17 protein-coding genes are annotated in these 15,700 nt (G+C 44.7%); 3 read left to right on the top strand and 14 right to left on the bottom strand.

All coding sequences use genetic code 11. The features are described 5' to 3' along the window. Nucleotides 1-10: 10 nt before the first annotated feature. The 10 genes from AC622_RS08220 to AC622_RS08175 form a co-directional block, all read right to left on the bottom strand. Nucleotides 11-442: a BrxA/BrxB family bacilliredoxin gene (locus AC622_RS08220; protein WP_049670633.1), complete on the bottom strand. Its 432-nt coding sequence runs from the start codon at nt 440-442 to the stop codon at nt 11-13. A 91-nt stretch (nt 443-533) separates the two neighbouring features. Continuing rightward, nucleotides 534-2,249 carry a dihydroxy-acid dehydratase gene (gene ilvD, locus AC622_RS08215; protein ID WP_049670632.1) on the bottom strand — a complete coding sequence of 572 codons (1,716 nt, stop codon included), beginning with the start codon at nt 2,247-2,249 and terminating at the stop codon, nt 534-536. A 243-nt stretch (nt 2,250-2,492) separates the two neighbouring features. Continuing rightward, nucleotides 2,493-3,443, bottom strand: coding sequence for a bile acid:sodium symporter family protein (locus AC622_RS08210; RefSeq protein ID WP_049670631.1), 951 nt, complete (start codon nt 3,441-3,443; stop codon nt 2,493-2,495). Nucleotides 3,444-3,520: 77 nt separating this feature from the next. After that, nucleotides 3,521-4,654 (bottom strand): conserved virulence factor C family protein, encoded by a 1,134-nt coding sequence (locus AC622_RS08205; RefSeq protein ID WP_049672851.1) that lies wholly within the window; start codon nt 4,652-4,654, stop codon nt 3,521-3,523. 76 nt (nt 4,655-4,730) lie between these two features. Next, nucleotides 4,731-6,623 carry an ABC-F family ATP-binding cassette domain-containing protein gene (locus AC622_RS08200; protein WP_049670630.1) on the bottom strand — a complete coding sequence of 631 codons (1,893 nt, stop codon included), beginning with the start codon at nt 6,621-6,623 and terminating at the stop codon, nt 4,731-4,733. Further along, the gene (locus tag AC622_RS08195; RefSeq protein ID WP_049670629.1) at nt 6,620-7,231 is read right to left on the bottom strand and encodes an HD domain-containing protein; all 612 of its coding nucleotides are present in this window, start codon (nt 7,229-7,231) and stop codon (nt 6,620-6,622) included. The genes AC622_RS08200 and AC622_RS08195 overlap by 4 nt, the downstream gene beginning before the upstream one ends. Nucleotides 7,232-7,246: 15 nt before the next feature. Next, a complete protein-coding gene (locus AC622_RS08190; protein ID WP_049670628.1) occupies nt 7,247-8,089 on the bottom strand; it encodes a DegV family protein in 843 nt (280 codons plus the stop codon). 87 nt (nt 8,090-8,176) lie between these two features. Next, nucleotides 8,177-8,653, bottom strand: a complete 477-nt coding sequence (locus AC622_RS08185; RefSeq protein WP_049670627.1) for a glutathione peroxidase — start codon at nt 8,651-8,653, stop codon at nt 8,177-8,179. Between the two features lie 38 nt (nt 8,654-8,691). After that, on the bottom strand, nt 8,692-9,198 hold the full coding sequence (locus AC622_RS20420) for a hypothetical protein (protein ID WP_053103732.1): 507 nt from the start codon (nt 9,196-9,198) through the stop codon (nt 8,692-8,694). A gap of 151 nt (nt 9,199-9,349) precedes the next feature. Continuing rightward, the gene (locus AC622_RS08175) at nt 9,350-11,038 is read right to left on the bottom strand and encodes a formate--tetrahydrofolate ligase (protein ID WP_049670626.1); all 1,689 of its coding nucleotides are present in this window, start codon (nt 11,036-11,038) and stop codon (nt 9,350-9,352) included. A gap of 183 nt (nt 11,039-11,221) precedes the next feature. On the opposite strand from AC622_RS08175, the gene metA reads away from it, so the two are divergent. Further along, a complete protein-coding gene (gene metA / locus AC622_RS08170) occupies nt 11,222-12,130 on the top strand; it encodes a homoserine O-acetyltransferase MetA (protein ID WP_049670625.1) in 909 nt (302 codons plus the stop codon). A 197-nt stretch (nt 12,131-12,327) separates the two neighbouring features. Continuing rightward, a complete protein-coding gene (gene cspD / locus AC622_RS08165; RefSeq protein WP_049670624.1) occupies nt 12,328-12,531 on the top strand; it encodes a cold-shock protein CspD in 204 nt (67 codons plus the stop codon). A 53-nt stretch (nt 12,532-12,584) separates the two neighbouring features. On the opposite strand, the gene AC622_RS08160 is transcribed toward cspD, so the two are convergent. Together AC622_RS08160 and AC622_RS08155 are read right to left on the bottom strand one after the other, a co-directional pair. After that, entirely contained in the window at nt 12,585-12,779 is a 195-nt protein-coding gene (locus tag AC622_RS08160) for a zinc-finger domain-containing protein (protein ID WP_049670623.1), read from the bottom strand. Between the two features lie 4 nt (nt 12,780-12,783). Next, entirely contained in the window at nt 12,784-13,449 is a 666-nt protein-coding gene (locus AC622_RS08155) for a reverse transcriptase-like protein (RefSeq protein ID WP_156185589.1), read from the bottom strand. Nucleotides 13,450-13,625: 176 nt separating this feature from the next. Here AC622_RS08155 and AC622_RS08150 point away from each other — a divergent pair, with 176 nt between their 5' ends. Next, nucleotides 13,626-14,021, top strand: a complete 396-nt coding sequence (locus tag AC622_RS08150) for a reverse transcriptase-like protein (protein ID WP_049670621.1) — start codon at nt 13,626-13,628, stop codon at nt 14,019-14,021. Nucleotides 14,022-14,069: 48 nt separating this feature from the next. Here the strand turns inward: AC622_RS08150 and AC622_RS08145 are convergent, their stop codons facing one another. Both AC622_RS08145 and AC622_RS08140 read right to left on the bottom strand, forming a co-directional pair. Then, nucleotides 14,070-14,339 carry a DUF6123 family protein gene (locus AC622_RS08145; RefSeq protein ID WP_049670620.1) on the bottom strand — a complete coding sequence of 90 codons (270 nt, stop codon included), beginning with the start codon at nt 14,337-14,339 and terminating at the stop codon, nt 14,070-14,072. Nucleotides 14,340-14,756: 417 nt separating this feature from the next. Then, entirely contained in the window at nt 14,757-15,644 is an 888-nt protein-coding gene (locus AC622_RS08140; protein WP_049670619.1) for a 5'-3' exonuclease, read from the bottom strand. Between the last annotated feature and the right edge of the window lie 56 nt (nt 15,645-15,700).

The following is a 15,700-nucleotide window of genomic DNA, read 5'->3' as shown; positions in this document are numbered from 1 at the left end:
ACATCCATTCTTATTTGCAGTATTGGTTAAAGGCACCGAGCAGGTTTTCCCGGACATCCTCAAGCGTGAAGCCCTCAATCTCGTGCCTTGGGATAAAGTGAACCACTTCATTTCCCTTAAAGAGAGCCATAGAAGGACTTGACGGTACTTCCGCAATGTATTCCCGCATCTTAGCTGTTGCTTCTTTATCCTGCCCGGCAAAAACCGTCACAAGATGGTCTGGTTTCACCTCTGCCTGAATCGCCTGAGCAGCAGCAGGTCTTGCAAGTCCGCCTGCGCAGCCGCAAACAGAGTTAATCACAACAAGTGTTGTTCCTTCCGCATTCTCCATGAATGCATCTACTTCCTCAGAAGTTGTCAGCTCTTTAAAGCCGGCTTCTGTTAGCTCAGCACGCATCGGCTTCACCATTTGTTTCATATATTCATCATATGCCATGGACATATTCATACCCCCAAATTCTTACTGTTCTCCTGTTAGGATACATCAGAACACGAGCTGGCGCAAGGATAGAAGAACCATTGGCACACCCAGTTTATCTCTTCACCGTATGCAGTACAGCTTCACCTTCAAATAAATCTGTCACGGCTCCCTTAGAAGAGCAGGAAACAAGCCTTGCATACTTGCCAAGCGTTCCATTTGGATGAAGCGGGGGAGCAATCCAGTTCTCTCGGCGGAGGGCAATCTCCTCATCCGAAACATGCATATTGATGATTTGTTCCTCCGCATCAATGCTTACAAGATCACCTGTCTGCAAGAATGCAATCGGACCGCCAGCCTGCGCCTCTGGCGCAATATGACCAATAACAAGGCCGTGAGAACCGCCTGAAAAACGACCATCTGTAAGCAATGCGACCGATTCTCCTAGACCCTTCCCGACTAAAATAGCTGAAATGGACAGCATTTCCGGCATACCCGGGCCGCCCTTAGGTCCTTCATATCGAATCACAAGCACATCACCCGGCTTAATTTCACCTTTTAATATAGCTTCTGTTGCACTCGGCTCGTCATCAAACACCTTCGCCGGCCCAGTCATTTTTGTTACCTTAAGGCCATTCACCTTTGCTACAGCACCAGATGGCGCCAAGTTCCCCTTCAATACAACAAGCGGGCCATCCTTTCTAAGGGGTTGGTCAATTGGATAAATAACCTTCTGCCCCTCCTTCAAATCCTCCACTTCCGCCAGATTCTCGGCAATGGTTTTCCCTGTAACGGTTAAGCAATCTCCGTGAAGAAGACCGGCCTCAAGCAATCTCTTCATAACAGCTGGAACACCGCCTGCCTCGTAAAGATCCTGCATAACATATCGACCGCTCGGCCGCATGTCTGCGATATGCGGAACCTTCTTCTGAATGCGGTTAAAATCATCAAGCGTTAAATCCACGCCAGCAGTGGTTGCAATGGCCATAAGATGAAGGGTCGCATTCGTCGAACCGCCAAGCGCCATAACAACCGTAATCGCATTCTCAAAGGCTTTCTTCGTTAAGATATCCTTTGGCGTAATACCAAGCTCTAATAGCCGATAAACCGCTTGTCCTGCCTTCAAGCAATCCTCCTTCTTAGCAGAAGACACAGCTGGATTCGAAGAAGTATACGGCAAGCTCATTCCAAGCGCCTCTGCTGCACTCGCCATTGTATTCGCCGTGTACATCCCACCGCAAGAACCAGCTCCAGGACAAGCATGACATTCAATCTTATACAAACTCTCGTCATCTAAATTACCCGCATTATGCTGGCCGACGCCCTCAAAAGCAGAAACAACATCAATATCTCCGCCATTCAATTTTCCCGGAGCAATCGTTCCGCCGTAAACGAAGACAGAAGGCAGATTTATCCGTGCCTGAGCAATCAAGCAACCAGGAATATTCTTATCGCAGCCGCCAATAGCGACAAAGCCATCCAGGCTCTCCCCTTCAACCACCGTCTCAATAGAATCAGCAATCAAATCCCGGCTCGGCAGCGAATAACGCATCCCTTCCGTCCCCATGGAAATCCCATCCGAGACCGTAATCGTATTGAAAATGAGCGGAGCTCCCCCTGCCTCTGCCGCCCCTTGCTTCGCTAAACGGGCTAGTTCATCAATATGAATATTACACGGCGTCACCTCACTCCATGTACTAGCGACACCAATCATTGGTTTTTTGAAATCTTCATCTTTAAATCCAACAGCTCTCAACATTGCGCGGTTAGGCACTCTCGTCGGTCCGCCATCACTGATCACTTTACTCTTTACACGCAAGTCTTTCTCCATCTCCCATGCCCCCATATGTAAGTTTCTATTCAATATAGTACTTTTTTCTAAAAATTTCAACTATTTCTTCAATTTAGCAAAGAGTTCGCAGGTGAGGGACGAAATTACATTTTACCCGAGGGAGATAAGGCATGGGTACAGGGTGGACACTGCCTGGCTTTTCCCATACTCCTCGCACCCTTCCCCCCCCTACACCTCCACATAATAAAGAAACGCAGGCATCCCTGCGTTTCTCATTCATCCTCATTCACCCAATAAATGCAGTCTTTTATTTAATATTTTCCCAAACAAGGTTGCGCTTAGCTGCTGAAAGAGCATGCCGAGTACAACTGGTACAGCGGCGGATGGCGGGAAGTAAGTGGTTGCAAGGACAGCTCCAGCGCTGATATTACGCATCCCTCCTGAGAAGGTCATGGAGACGATTGATTCCTTGTTCTGGCCGGTTATTTTGGCGACAACATAGGAGAGAACATAGCCTGATAAGGCAATCCCGAATACAGTGATTCCGACGAGAAGCAATCTTCCGCTGATGGTTTCTTTGATATAAGGTGCGATGACTGCGCCGTTTAGCATGACGACAAATCCGAGTCCAAATTTGGTTATGGGCGTTAAGATCTCGTCGAGGCGGAGGATGACTTCTTTTTTCGTAAAGGAGTTGAAGAGCATACCGGCTAGTGATGGGAAAACAACCATCCAAAAGAGACCTTTCATAATTTGCAGCGAGTCAATATGGACACTCTCTCCGACGAGTACCTCCAGATTAAAAGGTACGATGAAGGGTGATAATAATGAGCTGATTAAAATAATGGCCAATGTTAGAGTGCGGTTTCCATGGTAGATGACAACCCAGACAAAGCTCGTGATGCCTGCCGGAATGGTCATAGCCAAAACGATGCCGGTCACGGTATATTGGTCATCCGGGTAAAAGAGCTGCCCTACTCCGTAGGCGAATAAGGGCATGATAATATGTAAGCTGACTAACGTAATGATGATGGGCCCTGGATGCTTGACGATCCCTTTAAAGGAGGAAAAGCTGGAGTTCAAGCTACCTGAAAATGTCATGAAGGCAAAGACCCATGGGATTAATCCGGACATCCACAATAGCTGGTCGGTCAGAAAAAAGCCGATGACCAGACAGGCTGGTATGAAGAAGGCCATGATGGAGTTTAGTATTCTATTAATCGATTGAAGCATATGTACATCTCCTTGCTGTGTTTAGATGGATGAACGGAAAAAGGCTGCCGGCAATACCCGGCAGCGAGATTTCTAGTTTATTGGCCTTTACGCGCCTCGGTCATTTGTTTCCAGACAGAGCCCAGTGCTTCTTCCCCTTTTTCAATCCGCTCAATGGCCATCTTCACCTGCAGAGCAACCTCGAATTCTTCATCATTCTCTGCTTGACGCAAGGCTGGCAGCGCGGATTCATCTCCTACTTCATATAGATACATTGCCGCTCTCCAGCGTACAAGTTTACTAGGGTCCTTTAATGCTTCCATTTGGGCAGGAATTGCTTCTTTAAAGCCAAGATCTGAGAGACAATCACCAGCCGTTCTTCTGACTGTAACACTCTTATCCTTTAATCCTTTATACAGGTATGGCAGCACCTTTACATCTTCTATCATACCTAAATAGACAACTGCAAGCCGTCTGATGGAAGCTTTCTCATCTGCAAGTGCTTTGTCGAGCAGCGGAATATCTTCCAAGGTAGGGTCCTCCATAAGGTCGAGGGCCTTAAAGCGCTCCCGCCAATCTGGATGGTTTAAGTCCTCTTCTGTCAGCTTCTTTCGTTGGACTCTCCTGATTTCTATACTATCATTCTTGGAATTCTTCGCATCTTCGACAAGCTGATTCAGACGTTCTGCCGGATACGTTGCAAGCAATTCATCCATGACTTCTTGGCCGATTTGATCTAAATTGCCGTATCTGCTGCCATAATCACTCCATTTCCTGATTAATACGGCATTATCTGCTGCAAATTGGGCTTGCTTGAATGCATGCAGGAATTCATCCGGCATGGACCATCTCTTTTCCTCGAGGTCGCTGTTTGCCTTGATTTGTATAGGGATTCCCTTAAATACTTGAATTTGAACTTTCACCTCGCCAAATCCTTGTCCTGAGGCAAGTGAGTTCAATCCATTTTGCTGCTCACCATCACCAAAGATGCTCTGAACCTGCATCAATAATGCCGGCCAATCATATTTGGCATTTCTTTCTACGGCGAGGAAATCAGCAACATGATAAACGCCTTTTACTCCTTCAATTTGAAGGATTTCTTTAATGAATGGCGGAGCGGTTTCAGCCATCTCTTTTTTGTAATTAGTGCTTTTGCCCATTGGCAGTTCTTCATTTAAGATGACCTTCATTGTATTTGGGCTTGGTGTTGGTTCAATTGATATTATTTTCATCATAAAAAATCCCCCTGACCACTTAACTCTAGGGGGATTGTAGCATATTTGACAAAATATTTACATTCGTATGATTTTAACCTTCCTGCTTCTCGGATAAATAGGTCCAGCGCTCAATCAAGTGTTCAAGCTCTTCGTTCAAGCTGTTCTCTTCCTCCGTTAGCTTCGCGGCCAGCTCAAAATCACTTCCTGTATTCGCTAGTTCTTCTGCGATTGTTTCCAATCTTTCTTCTACGCCGGCAATTTTATCTTCAATCCCTTCCCATTCCCGCATTTCATGATAGGAAAGGCGTTTTTTCTGCTTTGTCTCATCTTTTCGAGCAGGTTTAGGAGCAGGGTTTTTCTGTTCGGGAACCGTCTCTCTCTCCAGTGATTGACGCCATTCGAAATAATCGGTAGCCTGGCCAAGATATTCATTAATCTCTCCCTGTCCATCAAATATCCACAGCTTTGTACATGTTTTATCAAGGAAATAGCGGTCATGTGACACGGTCACGACAACACCAGGAAAATGCTGCAGGTATTCTTCTAACACCGTCAATGTCTGGATATCCAAGTCATTGGTAGGCTCATCGAGCAATAGGACATTCGGAGAGGCCATCAAAATCTTAAGCAAATAAAGGCGCCTTCTTTCCCCGCCGGACAATTTCCCAATGATCGTCCCATGAGTGTATGGTTCAAACAGAAAGCGCTCAAGCATTTGTGCGGCTGATACCCGCTCTCCATTTGCGAGCGTGATCGCTTCAGCTGTTTCACGGATGTATTCAATCATGCGCTTGTTCAAAGGCAAATCTTCATTTTCCTGTGTGTAATAACCGATATTCACGGTTGCACCACGGTCAATCTCTCCGCCGCCAACAGGAATTTCTCCAGCCAGCATCTTCAGCATGGTTGTCTTCCCGCTCCCATTAGATCCGATAATACCGATTCGGTCCCCTTTTTGCAGGATGACGGAAAACGGCTTAAAGAGAACCTTGTCTCCAAACGACTTCCGTACATCTTTCAGCTCAAGTACCTTCTTGCCCAGTCTTGATGAGGAGACGTCCAAGCTGAGGTCCTCTGTGCTCGTTGTTTGGTTTGTTTTCTCCTGCAGGCTTTCGAAACGCTGGATTCTTGCCTTCTGCTTTGTTGTCCGTGCCTTTGCACCCTTTCTCATCCAGGCAAGCTCAGCCGCGTATAGTCTAGAGAGCTTATGAGCAGCCCGTGCCTCCACCTCGTCACGAATGGATTTAATCTCCATGAACTTCTCATAGTTCCCATCATAGGCATTAAGCATTCCCCTATCAAGCTCCCAAATCTTCTTGGTTACAGCATCCAAGAAATATCTGTCATGGGTCACGAAGAGAACGGAGCCTTGATAGTTTTGTAAATATTCCTGCAGCCAAGCAATGCTCTCATAATCCAGATGGTTCGTCGGCTCATCTAGAATGAGAAGATCTGCTTTTTCCATTAGAGCCTTTGCCAAAGCACATCTTTTCTTCTGACCGCCAGATAAATGCCCCATCTTTGCATTCATGTCTGTAATTCCAAGCTTATTGAGCATAATCTGAGCATTGGAGTGTACTTCCCAGCCGCCCTCAGCATCCATTTTGGCTTGAAGGCTGAACATTTTATCGAGCAAGGCTTGATTATCGGGAGCAAGCTTCATATCTTCGAGCAGTTCCTCGTATTCTTTTACCACACGGAATACGGGTGAGTCATTACGGTAGATAAAGGATAGAACCCTCTCCTCCTCATCCACCTCAAAGGTTTGGCCAAGGAAGGAAATTCGGTAGTCCTTCGGTTTATCAATGCTGCCGCCGTCTGCCTCTTCCACACCTGCAATTATTTTCATTAAAGATGATTTACCGGTTCCATTTAGTCCAATTAATCCAATTTTTTCATTCTCACTAATAGAGAATTCGATTTGGTCGAATAGCACCTTATCGCCATATTCCTTTTTTAAGCCTATTCCTTTTAGTACTTTCATTCTTTCCATTCCTTTTCAAACTGGCAAAGATAAGACTGCATAAAAGCATGCCTTTCTTCAGCCATTTCTCTGCCTGTATCAGTATTCATAAGGTCTTTGATCACTAGTAATTTATCATAAAAATGAGCAACCGTACTACCGCTTTTCTTCTTTCTATCTTCCTTCCATTCTCCCTGCCTGCAAATGAGCTGGCCGCTTTTCGAGCCGTAAGCGAATGCTCGCGCGATTCCGATAGCCCCGATGGCATCGAGCCGGTCAGCATCCTGAACGATCAATGCTTCTGGTGAGAGCAAGGAACGATTTCCCTTTCGAAAGGAGATATTAGCCGTATCGGTCAGGATCTTCTCCACCATGTCAGACGGGACCTTATTCATTATTAGCCAGTCCTTAAGCGTTAAATCATTCGCGGTTAATGCCAGCTTGTCATCATCCACATCATGGAGAAGAGCAACCAAATCCATGTATAGCGGGTTGCCCATTCGTTCCTTTTCCCAAATCTTGCGAGAATGTCGACGGACTCTTTCCATATGGAGCCAGTCATGTCCTGTGACGTCCTCTTTAAATCGCTCCCTCACAAAGATCTCCGCTTCTTTTATTAGCTGTTCCAATCCATCATTCCCCTTTTATTTTTCCAGCCAGCCAATCCCAACCGTGCCTGTACCTGCATGGAGGGCTAGTGCTGTCCCAAGCGGGTTAGCACTCAGGGAAGCATCCAGCCCTTCCGCTTGTATCATCTCTTTCCATTCGAGGGTTTGCCTTTCATCACGACCGTATAGCATAAAGACCTCTTCAATTTTGCCTGATGCCATGGATTCCTTTAGGTAGCTGTTTATTTTCTCTGTCGCCTGTTTCCACGTACGTACCTTTGTCTTGATTTCAAGTTTTCCATTCTCAATTGTTACGATTGGCTTAATTTTCATCAAGCTCCCAAGGAAGTACTTGCTCGCTGATAATCTTCCGCTTTTATGCAGCTGCTGAAGGGAGCCAATCCAGACAAATACCTTCAGCTTTGATTTTATGGCATGGATGCTCTGGATGACAATCTCCGGCTCCTGGAAGAAGTCCCACAGCTTGATGGCTTTTTTGAGCAGAAGCGTCAATGGATAGGACAGAAAGCTTGAATCCACACTGAAGACAGGAATTCCCACCATCTTTCCTGCCTGCACGCTCGTAGAATAAGTACCGCTGAGCTCACTCGACACATGAAAGGAGAAAATGAGATCATACTCCTCCTTTGCAAGGCGCTCATATAACTTTTTAAAGTCCCCTACAGATGGCTGTGAGGAGGAGGGTACTTCTCCATTGTCCAAATGACGGACTAGCTCCTCTGTCGTCAAATCAACTCCATCCAAATAGGATTTCCCATTTATGATTAAGTGAACAGGCAGAACATACACGTGAGGATTTTCCCGCAAACTTTCATCCAGCACAGCAGAACTATCTGTAACCCAGGCTACTTTTTTCATGCTTTTCCTCCTACTATATGAGACTACAACATTTTATTCTTACTTCTACCTAATATGACGAATCCCTCCCAGGCGGGAGGGATTCCATTAGAGTAATTCCTTGATGCTGTGTTCGACCTCTGACATTTTCGTAGAAGGAGCAAAGCGTTTGATGACATCGCCGTTACGGTCGATCAAAAATTTTGTGAAATTCCATTTAACTGCTTTTGAGCCCATTACACCAGGGGCTTTTTCCGTCAAATATTTATAGATTGGATGGGCACGTTCCCCTCTAACATCAATTTTACTGAACATCTGGAAGGTTACACCGTAATTTGTCTTGCAGAAGGCTTGAATTTCCATATCATCCCCAGGCTCCTGTGCCATAAATTGATTACATGGAAAGCCTAGTACGACAAAGCCCTGCTCACGATATTTCTGATAGAAATCCTCTAATTCCCTGTATTGAGGGGTAAAGCCACATTTACTTGCTGTATTCACGATTAGGATAACCTTTCCCCGATACTCGCTTAACGAAATATCATGACCTGATATGGATTTAGCCTGTAAGTCATAAAGGTTCATTATTACCCTCTCCATTCGTAAAAATTGCCGTTTCTTTATTACATTCCTGCACTTAAGATATGCTGTATTTGCTGTACATACGTTTGCAGCAAGGAAACATCTTCTTCATAAATCAGTTTTTCCCGTTCAATCTCAATCGTCACATAGGTTTCATCGCGGTTATGGCCAATTGGCATATGCTTCAAAACCCGGTATTGATGTCCCTTATCCCATGTCTGTTTCAGGATGTGTATGATCCTAAGCGGGTGCTCAGGGTTGATAAAACGGAACATGAATTTAAGCGTACAGCCGGGATTTCTTTTCGTGAAGGCAATGAGCTTCTCTTCAGCAAAGGCAGACATGGAGGCAGATAAAGTAAACGTACATTCCACATCCTTTTCCTTGTCTGCATTCAATCTGGCGATAATCTCAAATTTTCTAGACATATGGGCAAGGTCAACGAGATCATGCCGGTCTATAACAGCTAACTCTCCATCAAGATCCAAGTCATAGAAGGCTCCTTCAGCCACAACCTTTAAGTTCTCAAATACCGTTGGATCAAACAAACGATCACTCCCAATACCCCTGATTTTCCCCGCTTTACCGAACTGTAAGATCGCGCCTCTAAACTTAATGTAACGCAGGGTGCTTAGAAGGATGATCATCGGTTCGTGAATCAGCGGAGAAGCTCCCCGCTGATTGAAGTTTTATGTTCTGTTAAAAAAGACCAGCTGCATTACCACTTTCATCGACATCCATTTGAAGGGCTGCAGGTTTTTTCGGCAGACCAGGCATCGTCATGACATCTCCGGTCAAGGCAACGATAAATCCGGCTCCGATAGAAGGCTTTAATTTTCGTATGTTAATGGTGAAGACTTCCGGACGTCCAATTTTGGCTGGGTCGTCAGAAAGAGAGTATTGGGTTTTCGCCATACAAACCGGGAGTTTGCCCCAGCCTTCACCTTCAAACTGCAGAAGCTGCTTCCGGGCTTCCGGGGAATATTCGACTCGATCTGCTCCATAGACAATCTGGGCAATCTTACTGATTTTTTCACTGATTGTGTCTTCATTATTATAGAGCCTTTTAAAGGAGGAAGTATCTTTTTCGATTATTTCCTCAATCTTTTCTGCCAGGTCTATACCGCCGGCTCCACCTTTTTCCCACACCTCAGTTAATGAACATGTATAGTGATATTTCTCGCATAATTGCTGGAATAAAGCAACCTCATTCTCTGTGTCGCCGGAAAATTTATTTAGGGCAATGACAAATGGCAGTCCAAATGCCGTGATTGTTTCACAATGCTTCACTAAATTGGAGAAACCTTCTTCAAGAGCGGCCAGATTCTCATCTTTTAAATCTCCTGCCGGGACACCCCCATGTAATTTCAAGGCTCTAATCGTTGCAACTATCACGACAGCATCCGGCTTTAATCCGCCTGCAGCCGTTTTAATGTTTAAGAATTTTTCTCCGCCGAGATCAGCACCAAAACCAGCCTCTGTCACACAATAATCTCCCAGCTTCAAGGCCATTTTTGTGGCGATGACACTATTGCAGCCATGAGCAATATTCGCGAAAGGTCCTCCATGAATGATGGATGGCGTATGCTCGGCCGTTTGCACGAGATTCGGCTTTATAGCTTCCTTCAGAAGCAAGGTTAAGGCACCTTCTACTTTTAAATCTGCCACGGATACTGGCTTATCTTCATATGTATATCCGATAATAATCTTTCCAAGTCTTAGCTTTAAATCTTCTAGATCATTAGCCAGACATAGGATTGCCATGATTTCTGAAGCAACCGTAATGTCAAAACCATCTTCACGCGGTACACCTTGTTTTGGTCCACCTAGTCCGATGACAATCTGGCGCAGTGCACGGTCGTTCATATCAAGCACTCGCTTCCAAATAATCTTTCTCGGGTCAATATTCAGGTCATTTCCTTGATGGATGTGGTTATCGATGAAGGCCGCTAAAGCGTTGTTTGCCGTTGTAATGGCATGGATATCACCTGTGAAATGGAGGTTAATTTCATCCATTGGGAGCACTTGCGCATAGCCTCCGCCTGTTGCTCCCCCCTTAACTCCCATTACAGGACCAAGAGATGGTTCACGCATGGCAATGACCGCTTTCTTTCCAAGCTGCGAGAGGGCATCGCCTAGACCGACAGTAACGGTTGATTTGCCTTCTCCTGCTTTTGTCGGATTTATGGAAGTAACAAGAATCAAACGCCCATCGGCTGTGTCAGCCTTCTTCTTCAGAACATCCAAAGAGATTTTCGCCTTATATCTCCCATAAGGTTCCCATTCTTCTTCCGTTATGCCCAGCTTCTCGGCAATTTCGGCAATCGGCTTCAATTCCGCTTCCATCGCAATTTCAATATCGGTTTTGACAACTGTGTTCGATTTCATGGTAGTCCCCCTCTTACTTTCTCACCTCTAGTTTAACAAAAATCATATCAGAGACACACATTTTATATTTGCCAGCCAATAAAAATATGAATACAATAGTAAATATTGCAACCATTGATTGAATTTTCCAATTATTATAACTCCATCGGATAATCCATTCGAGGTGAAAAGGAGGCTTCCAGCATGCCCATTACCATTCCTAAGCTTCTTCCTGCGAAGAAAATCTTAGAGAACGAAAATATTTTTATCATGGATGATATTCGAGCGATGAGCCAGGATATCCGCCCGCTCAAGATCTTAATCCTTAACTTAATGCCGGAAAAGGAGAAAACTGAAACCCAGCTTCTCCGCCTCCTCGGAAATACGCCCTTACAGGTGGATATTACCTTTCTTAGGATGCGGACACATGAGAGTAAACATACATCAGCTTCTCATTTAAATCAGTTCTATAAGACATTCCACGAAATTTCTAACAACCGGTTTGATGGAATGATTATTACTGGAGCACCGGTTGAAAAGATGGAATTCGAGGAAGTGAACTATTGGCAGGAACTAAAAGATATCATGGACTGGACAAGGGAGCATGTTACCTCAACGATGCATATATGCTGGGGAGCTCAGGCCGCCCTCTATCATCATTTCGGTATTTCTAAACAATTATTATCAAAGAAATGTACAGGCATTTACAGCCATCATGTCCTTAAGCCGCACGAACAGCTGGTCAGAGGGTTTGATGATATCTTTTACGCTCCCCATTCCCGATATACAGATGTAGAAGCTGAAGAAATCCGCCATCATGAGGAACTGATGGTACTGGCCGAATCCGACCATGCGGGATTATTTCTCGTCTCATCAAAAGACGGGAAGCAAATTATGGTTACCGGGCACCCTGAATATGAGCTGTCCACATTAGCCCAGGAATATGAACGCGATTTGATAAAGGGAACTGATGCGCCAATACCAGAGAATTATTTCCCTAATAATAATCCGAAGGAAAAACCATTACATACTTGGAAGAGTCATGCAAGCCTCTTGTTTGCAAACTGGCTGAACTATTATGTCTATCAGGCGACACCATATGATTGGAATTGATGTTTGCATAACAATGCATAAGGACAATCAAGAATCAGCAGCTTTTCCCACTAATTAAATATTCACTTAATTCGCACGATTCATTTTGACACCATCTATTTAAATATTGTATATTGTAATTGTCATGACCACCCTATTGCGGTTCTGATAATATGTTATTGGCTCATATGGGCCACAGTTTTAGGAGGAATAAAAAGATGCAAACTGGTAAAGTAAAATGGTTTAACAACGAAAAAGGCTTTGGATTCATCGAGGTTGAAGGCGGAGACGATGTATTCGTACACTTCACTGCTATCCAAGGCGAAGGCTACAAATCCTTGAACGAAGGCGAAGAAGTAACTTTCGAAATCGTCGATGGAGAAAGAGGACCGCAAGCAGCGAACGTTCAAAAAGCTCAATAACTACTTAATAAGCAAACAGCCGCCATACTTCCATATGGCGGCTTTTCTTCTTTCTACTCTTCATTCAATCGGCTGCCTATCATTTTCAGCTGCTCGCCGACCGTACATTGTGTAATGCAGAATCTGTGGGCATGTCTCCGTCCATGATCCGACACGAGCTGCTTATGCAAAAAGCATCCATTGCAATACGTATTCAATAAATGATCAACCTGCCGAAACGTCTGTTTCTTTTGACCTCTCTCCCTCATTCGTTCATCCTCCTGCCGGCACTTCAAGCACACTGTTTATAGAGGTACCTTGAAGCGCCTGCTGAGCTAATCGATGTGCTTCTTCATTGGCTTTCCGCTGAACGGGCTCGACCTCATATTCAAGTCCAAGTTCCCTCAGCTTATTCTCAATCCGGTCAAGCCACTTGTTCAATGCTTCATCAAAGCATGGCCATTCCCCTGAGAGCTGATTTAACACAACCTGAGAATCGCCTTTTAGGCTAATGCGCTGATGCCTTGCTCCCATTTCCTCTACTTTAAGACAGGCTGCATATAGGGCACAATACTCGGCTTCATTATTATCCTCGATTTGATCAAAGCGTTCATTATACCTTGCACGGAAGATTTTCCCGTTTTGTTTGTAATATATGACGACACCCGCGCCCGCTGAAGTTTCTCCCGGCACATGGCTTCCATCAAAATAGACAACAAGCTCATGCGGGTCTTCCTTTGTTTTCTCCGTCAGCTTGAGGAACTGTTTCTTTGTCCACTCCTGTCCAATCTCATCGATGAATATCATTTCCTTTGCCCGACCGATTTTTTCTAGGTCTGCCGCAATCTGAACGGCGGTTTCACTATCCATTTCCTCTGAAGTAAACAGGACGGAGGGAAGCTTTGATTTCGTATAATTCCATCTTAATGTAACCTTCATTTGGGTCTCCTTTCGAATGAAATGATCACCGTATAACTTCTTATATGCCCCGAAAGCATTACTCATACTTAACGTAACCTTTTTTACGGTCCAGTATAACTATGGACTTTTCCCTTCAACTGAGGTAATTTGTATCTAAAAGCGTTAATTTGGCTGAATAGAAGGATGTTTTAACCATGATAGAAGTATATATTGACGGGGCCGCTAAAGGCAATCCCGGACTGAGCGGGGCCGGTATTTTCATTAAAACCGGTGAGGGTCAGGAACGTTATTCTATTCCCCTTGGTACGCGGGATAATCACGAGGCAGAATATTTAGCCTTGATTCATGCCCTTCGCATTTGCCAGGAGAAGGGCTATGACGATATCATCTCTGTCCGCACAGATTCCAAGCATGTCGCCGATGCGGTTGAGAAGGAATTTGTCAAAAAGGAGCCGTACCGTTCCCTGCTCGCCGAAGCATTGCAACTCACCGCAGCGTTTCCTCTGTTTTTTATTAAATGGATTCCTGAATCACAAAACAAGACAGCTGACCAGCTCTCTCGTGAGGCTATCCGTAAGAATGACCAGTAACCCATAAGAAATGGCCCAGATTCAACGGATGAATCTGGGCCATGATATTTAGGAGACCTGTATTCCATATTCCTTCATTAAGTAATAGGCTTCCTTCCTTGAAGAAACCTTATTATTCATTAATGTTTCAAGCAATGACACATAGAAGCCGCCATCAAAGCGTCTTTGCGCTTTCAGTGTGCATTCTATGGCAATATTGGCGATCCAATCTGGCGCCGAAGTCATCTCTTTTCCAAAATAGATAAAACCAATTGCCTCTTCTCCAAGCTTGAACCCCTTTGAAGACAATGTACATATGTATTCTTCTAATTTTTCCATGACCCCTGAAACACACTCCTTCACGTCAATACATGATAATTGTAAAACATTTTTATGGAGTTGGATACAGTTTTTTGTCGAATTGTCTGAATAAGGCCATAACATAGAGGTTGGGACAAAACTTAATCAATGACCCTCAAAAATGAATGATTGTCATTTATTCTTTGTAATCAATAGCAGTTGGAAAGACAAGTCCGTTCCATTTCACGAAATGCACTCGCTTCCCTCTACTTCCCGCAGGAGTCGTGTACATTTCGCTCCATTCCCCTAGTCACTAATAGTAGAAAGCCACAATCAACTCATACAGGGAAAACAACAAATAAAGACCCGAATGATTAGACGATAGAATCATTCCTTTATCGTCTAATCATTCGGGTTATCATTGACTGAAATATTTATGTCCCAGCCTCTTTCAGTTTAACGTGTCCGTATATTCAAGTCTAATTTCGACAGCTCTTCCTCTAAGCGGTCATGGTCAGGCATGTACATCAGCTCTTCATGCGTCCAGGCTGTGAATTCCTCGATATCACAAATAATTTGTGCGAGCTCCTTGCTGATAAAGGCTGACTCTCTCCCAGCATGTAATTTCTTTCGGCAGCGGTTAAACTTCGAATCAAGTTCCTCCAGCTGCTCATAAAGTCCCTCAAGCGATTCGTAATGCTGGATAAGCGGCAAGGCCGTCTTCTCTCCAATTCCCGGACATCCCGGAATATTATCGCTTGAATCTCCGAGCAAAGCCTTCACATCCACCCACTGCGCTGAATCAATACCATAATCAAGTCTGAACTGGTCAATAGTATAGTGAGTCTCACCCGCCCTACCGGCAATAATCTGTGTTGTCCGTTCATTGAGAAGCTGGAATAAATCTCGGTCATTACTGTAAATATAGCAGTGCCCAAATTCATTCATGCTCCAAAGCGTCGAGATGGTTCCAATCACATCATCCGCCTCATAGGACGGTACGGAAAGCTGTTTTACTCCTGCCTTATCCAGTACCTCCCGCAATACCTCATATTGCATAATAAGCGGTGCTGGCAGCTCCCCTCTTGTCGCCTTGTAGAAATCATACTTCTGGCGCCTAGAGGACTCTTCCCTCTTCACATCCCAAGCAACAGCCAGATGGGTCACCTCATTTGTTCGCACAAGAGAAAACATTTTCTGGAAGAATACCCGAAGTGCGTTCGTATATACGCCATTGCTGCTTTTATATAATTGGTCCTCTGTCTTGCCGTACGCTGTCGCAAAATAGCCGCGGCTGAGCAGATTGAAACCATCGATTAATAAGAGTGTTCGATTGTCCTGCATGATTGCATCCCCTGTTCTCTATTCGGTCTTGAAATAATATCATGATTGCTCCATTT

The sequence above is a fragment of the Bacillus sp. FJAT-27916 genome (genome assembly GCF_001183965.1).
Taxonomy (GTDB): Bacteria; Bacillota; Bacilli; order Bacillales; family Pradoshiaceae; genus Pradoshia.
This window is presented reverse-complemented; position numbering and strand designations above follow the sequence as displayed.

Excerpts from the sequence above, each read along its gene's own strand:
- AC622_RS08145 (WP_049670620.1), bottom strand. The coding sequence starts at position 14,339 with ATGGAAAAATTAGAAGAATACATATGTACATTGTCTTCAAAGGGGTTC.
- AC622_RS08190 (WP_049670628.1), bottom strand. The coding sequence starts at position 8,089 with ATGAAAAAAGTAGCCTGGGTTACAGATAGTTCTGCTGTGCTGGATGAA.
- AC622_RS08155 (WP_156185589.1), bottom strand. The coding sequence starts at position 13,449 with ATGAAGGTTACATTAAGATGGAATTATACGAAATCAAAGCTTCCCTCC.
- AC622_RS08200 (WP_049670630.1), bottom strand. The coding sequence starts at position 6,623 with ATGAAAGTACTAAAAGGAATAGGCTTAAAAAAGGAATATGGCGATAAG.
- AC622_RS08150 (WP_049670621.1), top strand. The coding sequence starts at position 13,626 with ATGATAGAAGTATATATTGACGGGGCCGCTAAAGGCAATCCCGGACTG.
- cspD (WP_049670624.1), top strand. The coding sequence starts at position 12,328 with ATGCAAACTGGTAAAGTAAAATGGTTTAACAACGAAAAAGGCTTTGGA.
- AC622_RS08140 (WP_049670619.1), bottom strand. The coding sequence starts at position 15,644 with ATGCAGGACAATCGAACACTCTTATTAATCGATGGTTTCAATCTGCTC.
- metA (WP_049670625.1), top strand. The coding sequence starts at position 11,222 with ATGCCCATTACCATTCCTAAGCTTCTTCCTGCGAAGAAAATCTTAGAG.
- AC622_RS08185 (WP_049670627.1), bottom strand. The coding sequence starts at position 8,653 with ATGAACCTTTATGACTTACAGGCTAAATCCATATCAGGTCATGATATT.
- AC622_RS08160 (WP_049670623.1), bottom strand. The coding sequence starts at position 12,779 with ATGAGGGAGAGAGGTCAAAAGAAACAGACGTTTCGGCAGGTTGATCAT.
- AC622_RS08205 (WP_049672851.1), bottom strand. The coding sequence starts at position 4,654 with ATGAAAATAATATCAATTGAACCAACACCAAGCCCAAATACAATGAAG.
- AC622_RS08220 (WP_049670633.1), bottom strand. The coding sequence starts at position 442 with ATGTCCATGGCATATGATGAATATATGAAACAAATGGTGAAGCCGATG.
- AC622_RS08175 (WP_049670626.1), bottom strand. The coding sequence starts at position 11,038 with ATGAAATCGAACACAGTTGTCAAAACCGATATTGAAATTGCGATGGAA.
- ilvD (WP_049670632.1), bottom strand. The coding sequence starts at position 2,249 with ATGGAGAAAGACTTGCGTGTAAAGAGTAAAGTGATCAGTGATGGCGGA.
- AC622_RS08210 (WP_049670631.1), bottom strand. The coding sequence starts at position 3,443 with ATGCTTCAATCGATTAATAGAATACTAAACTCCATCATGGCCTTCTTC.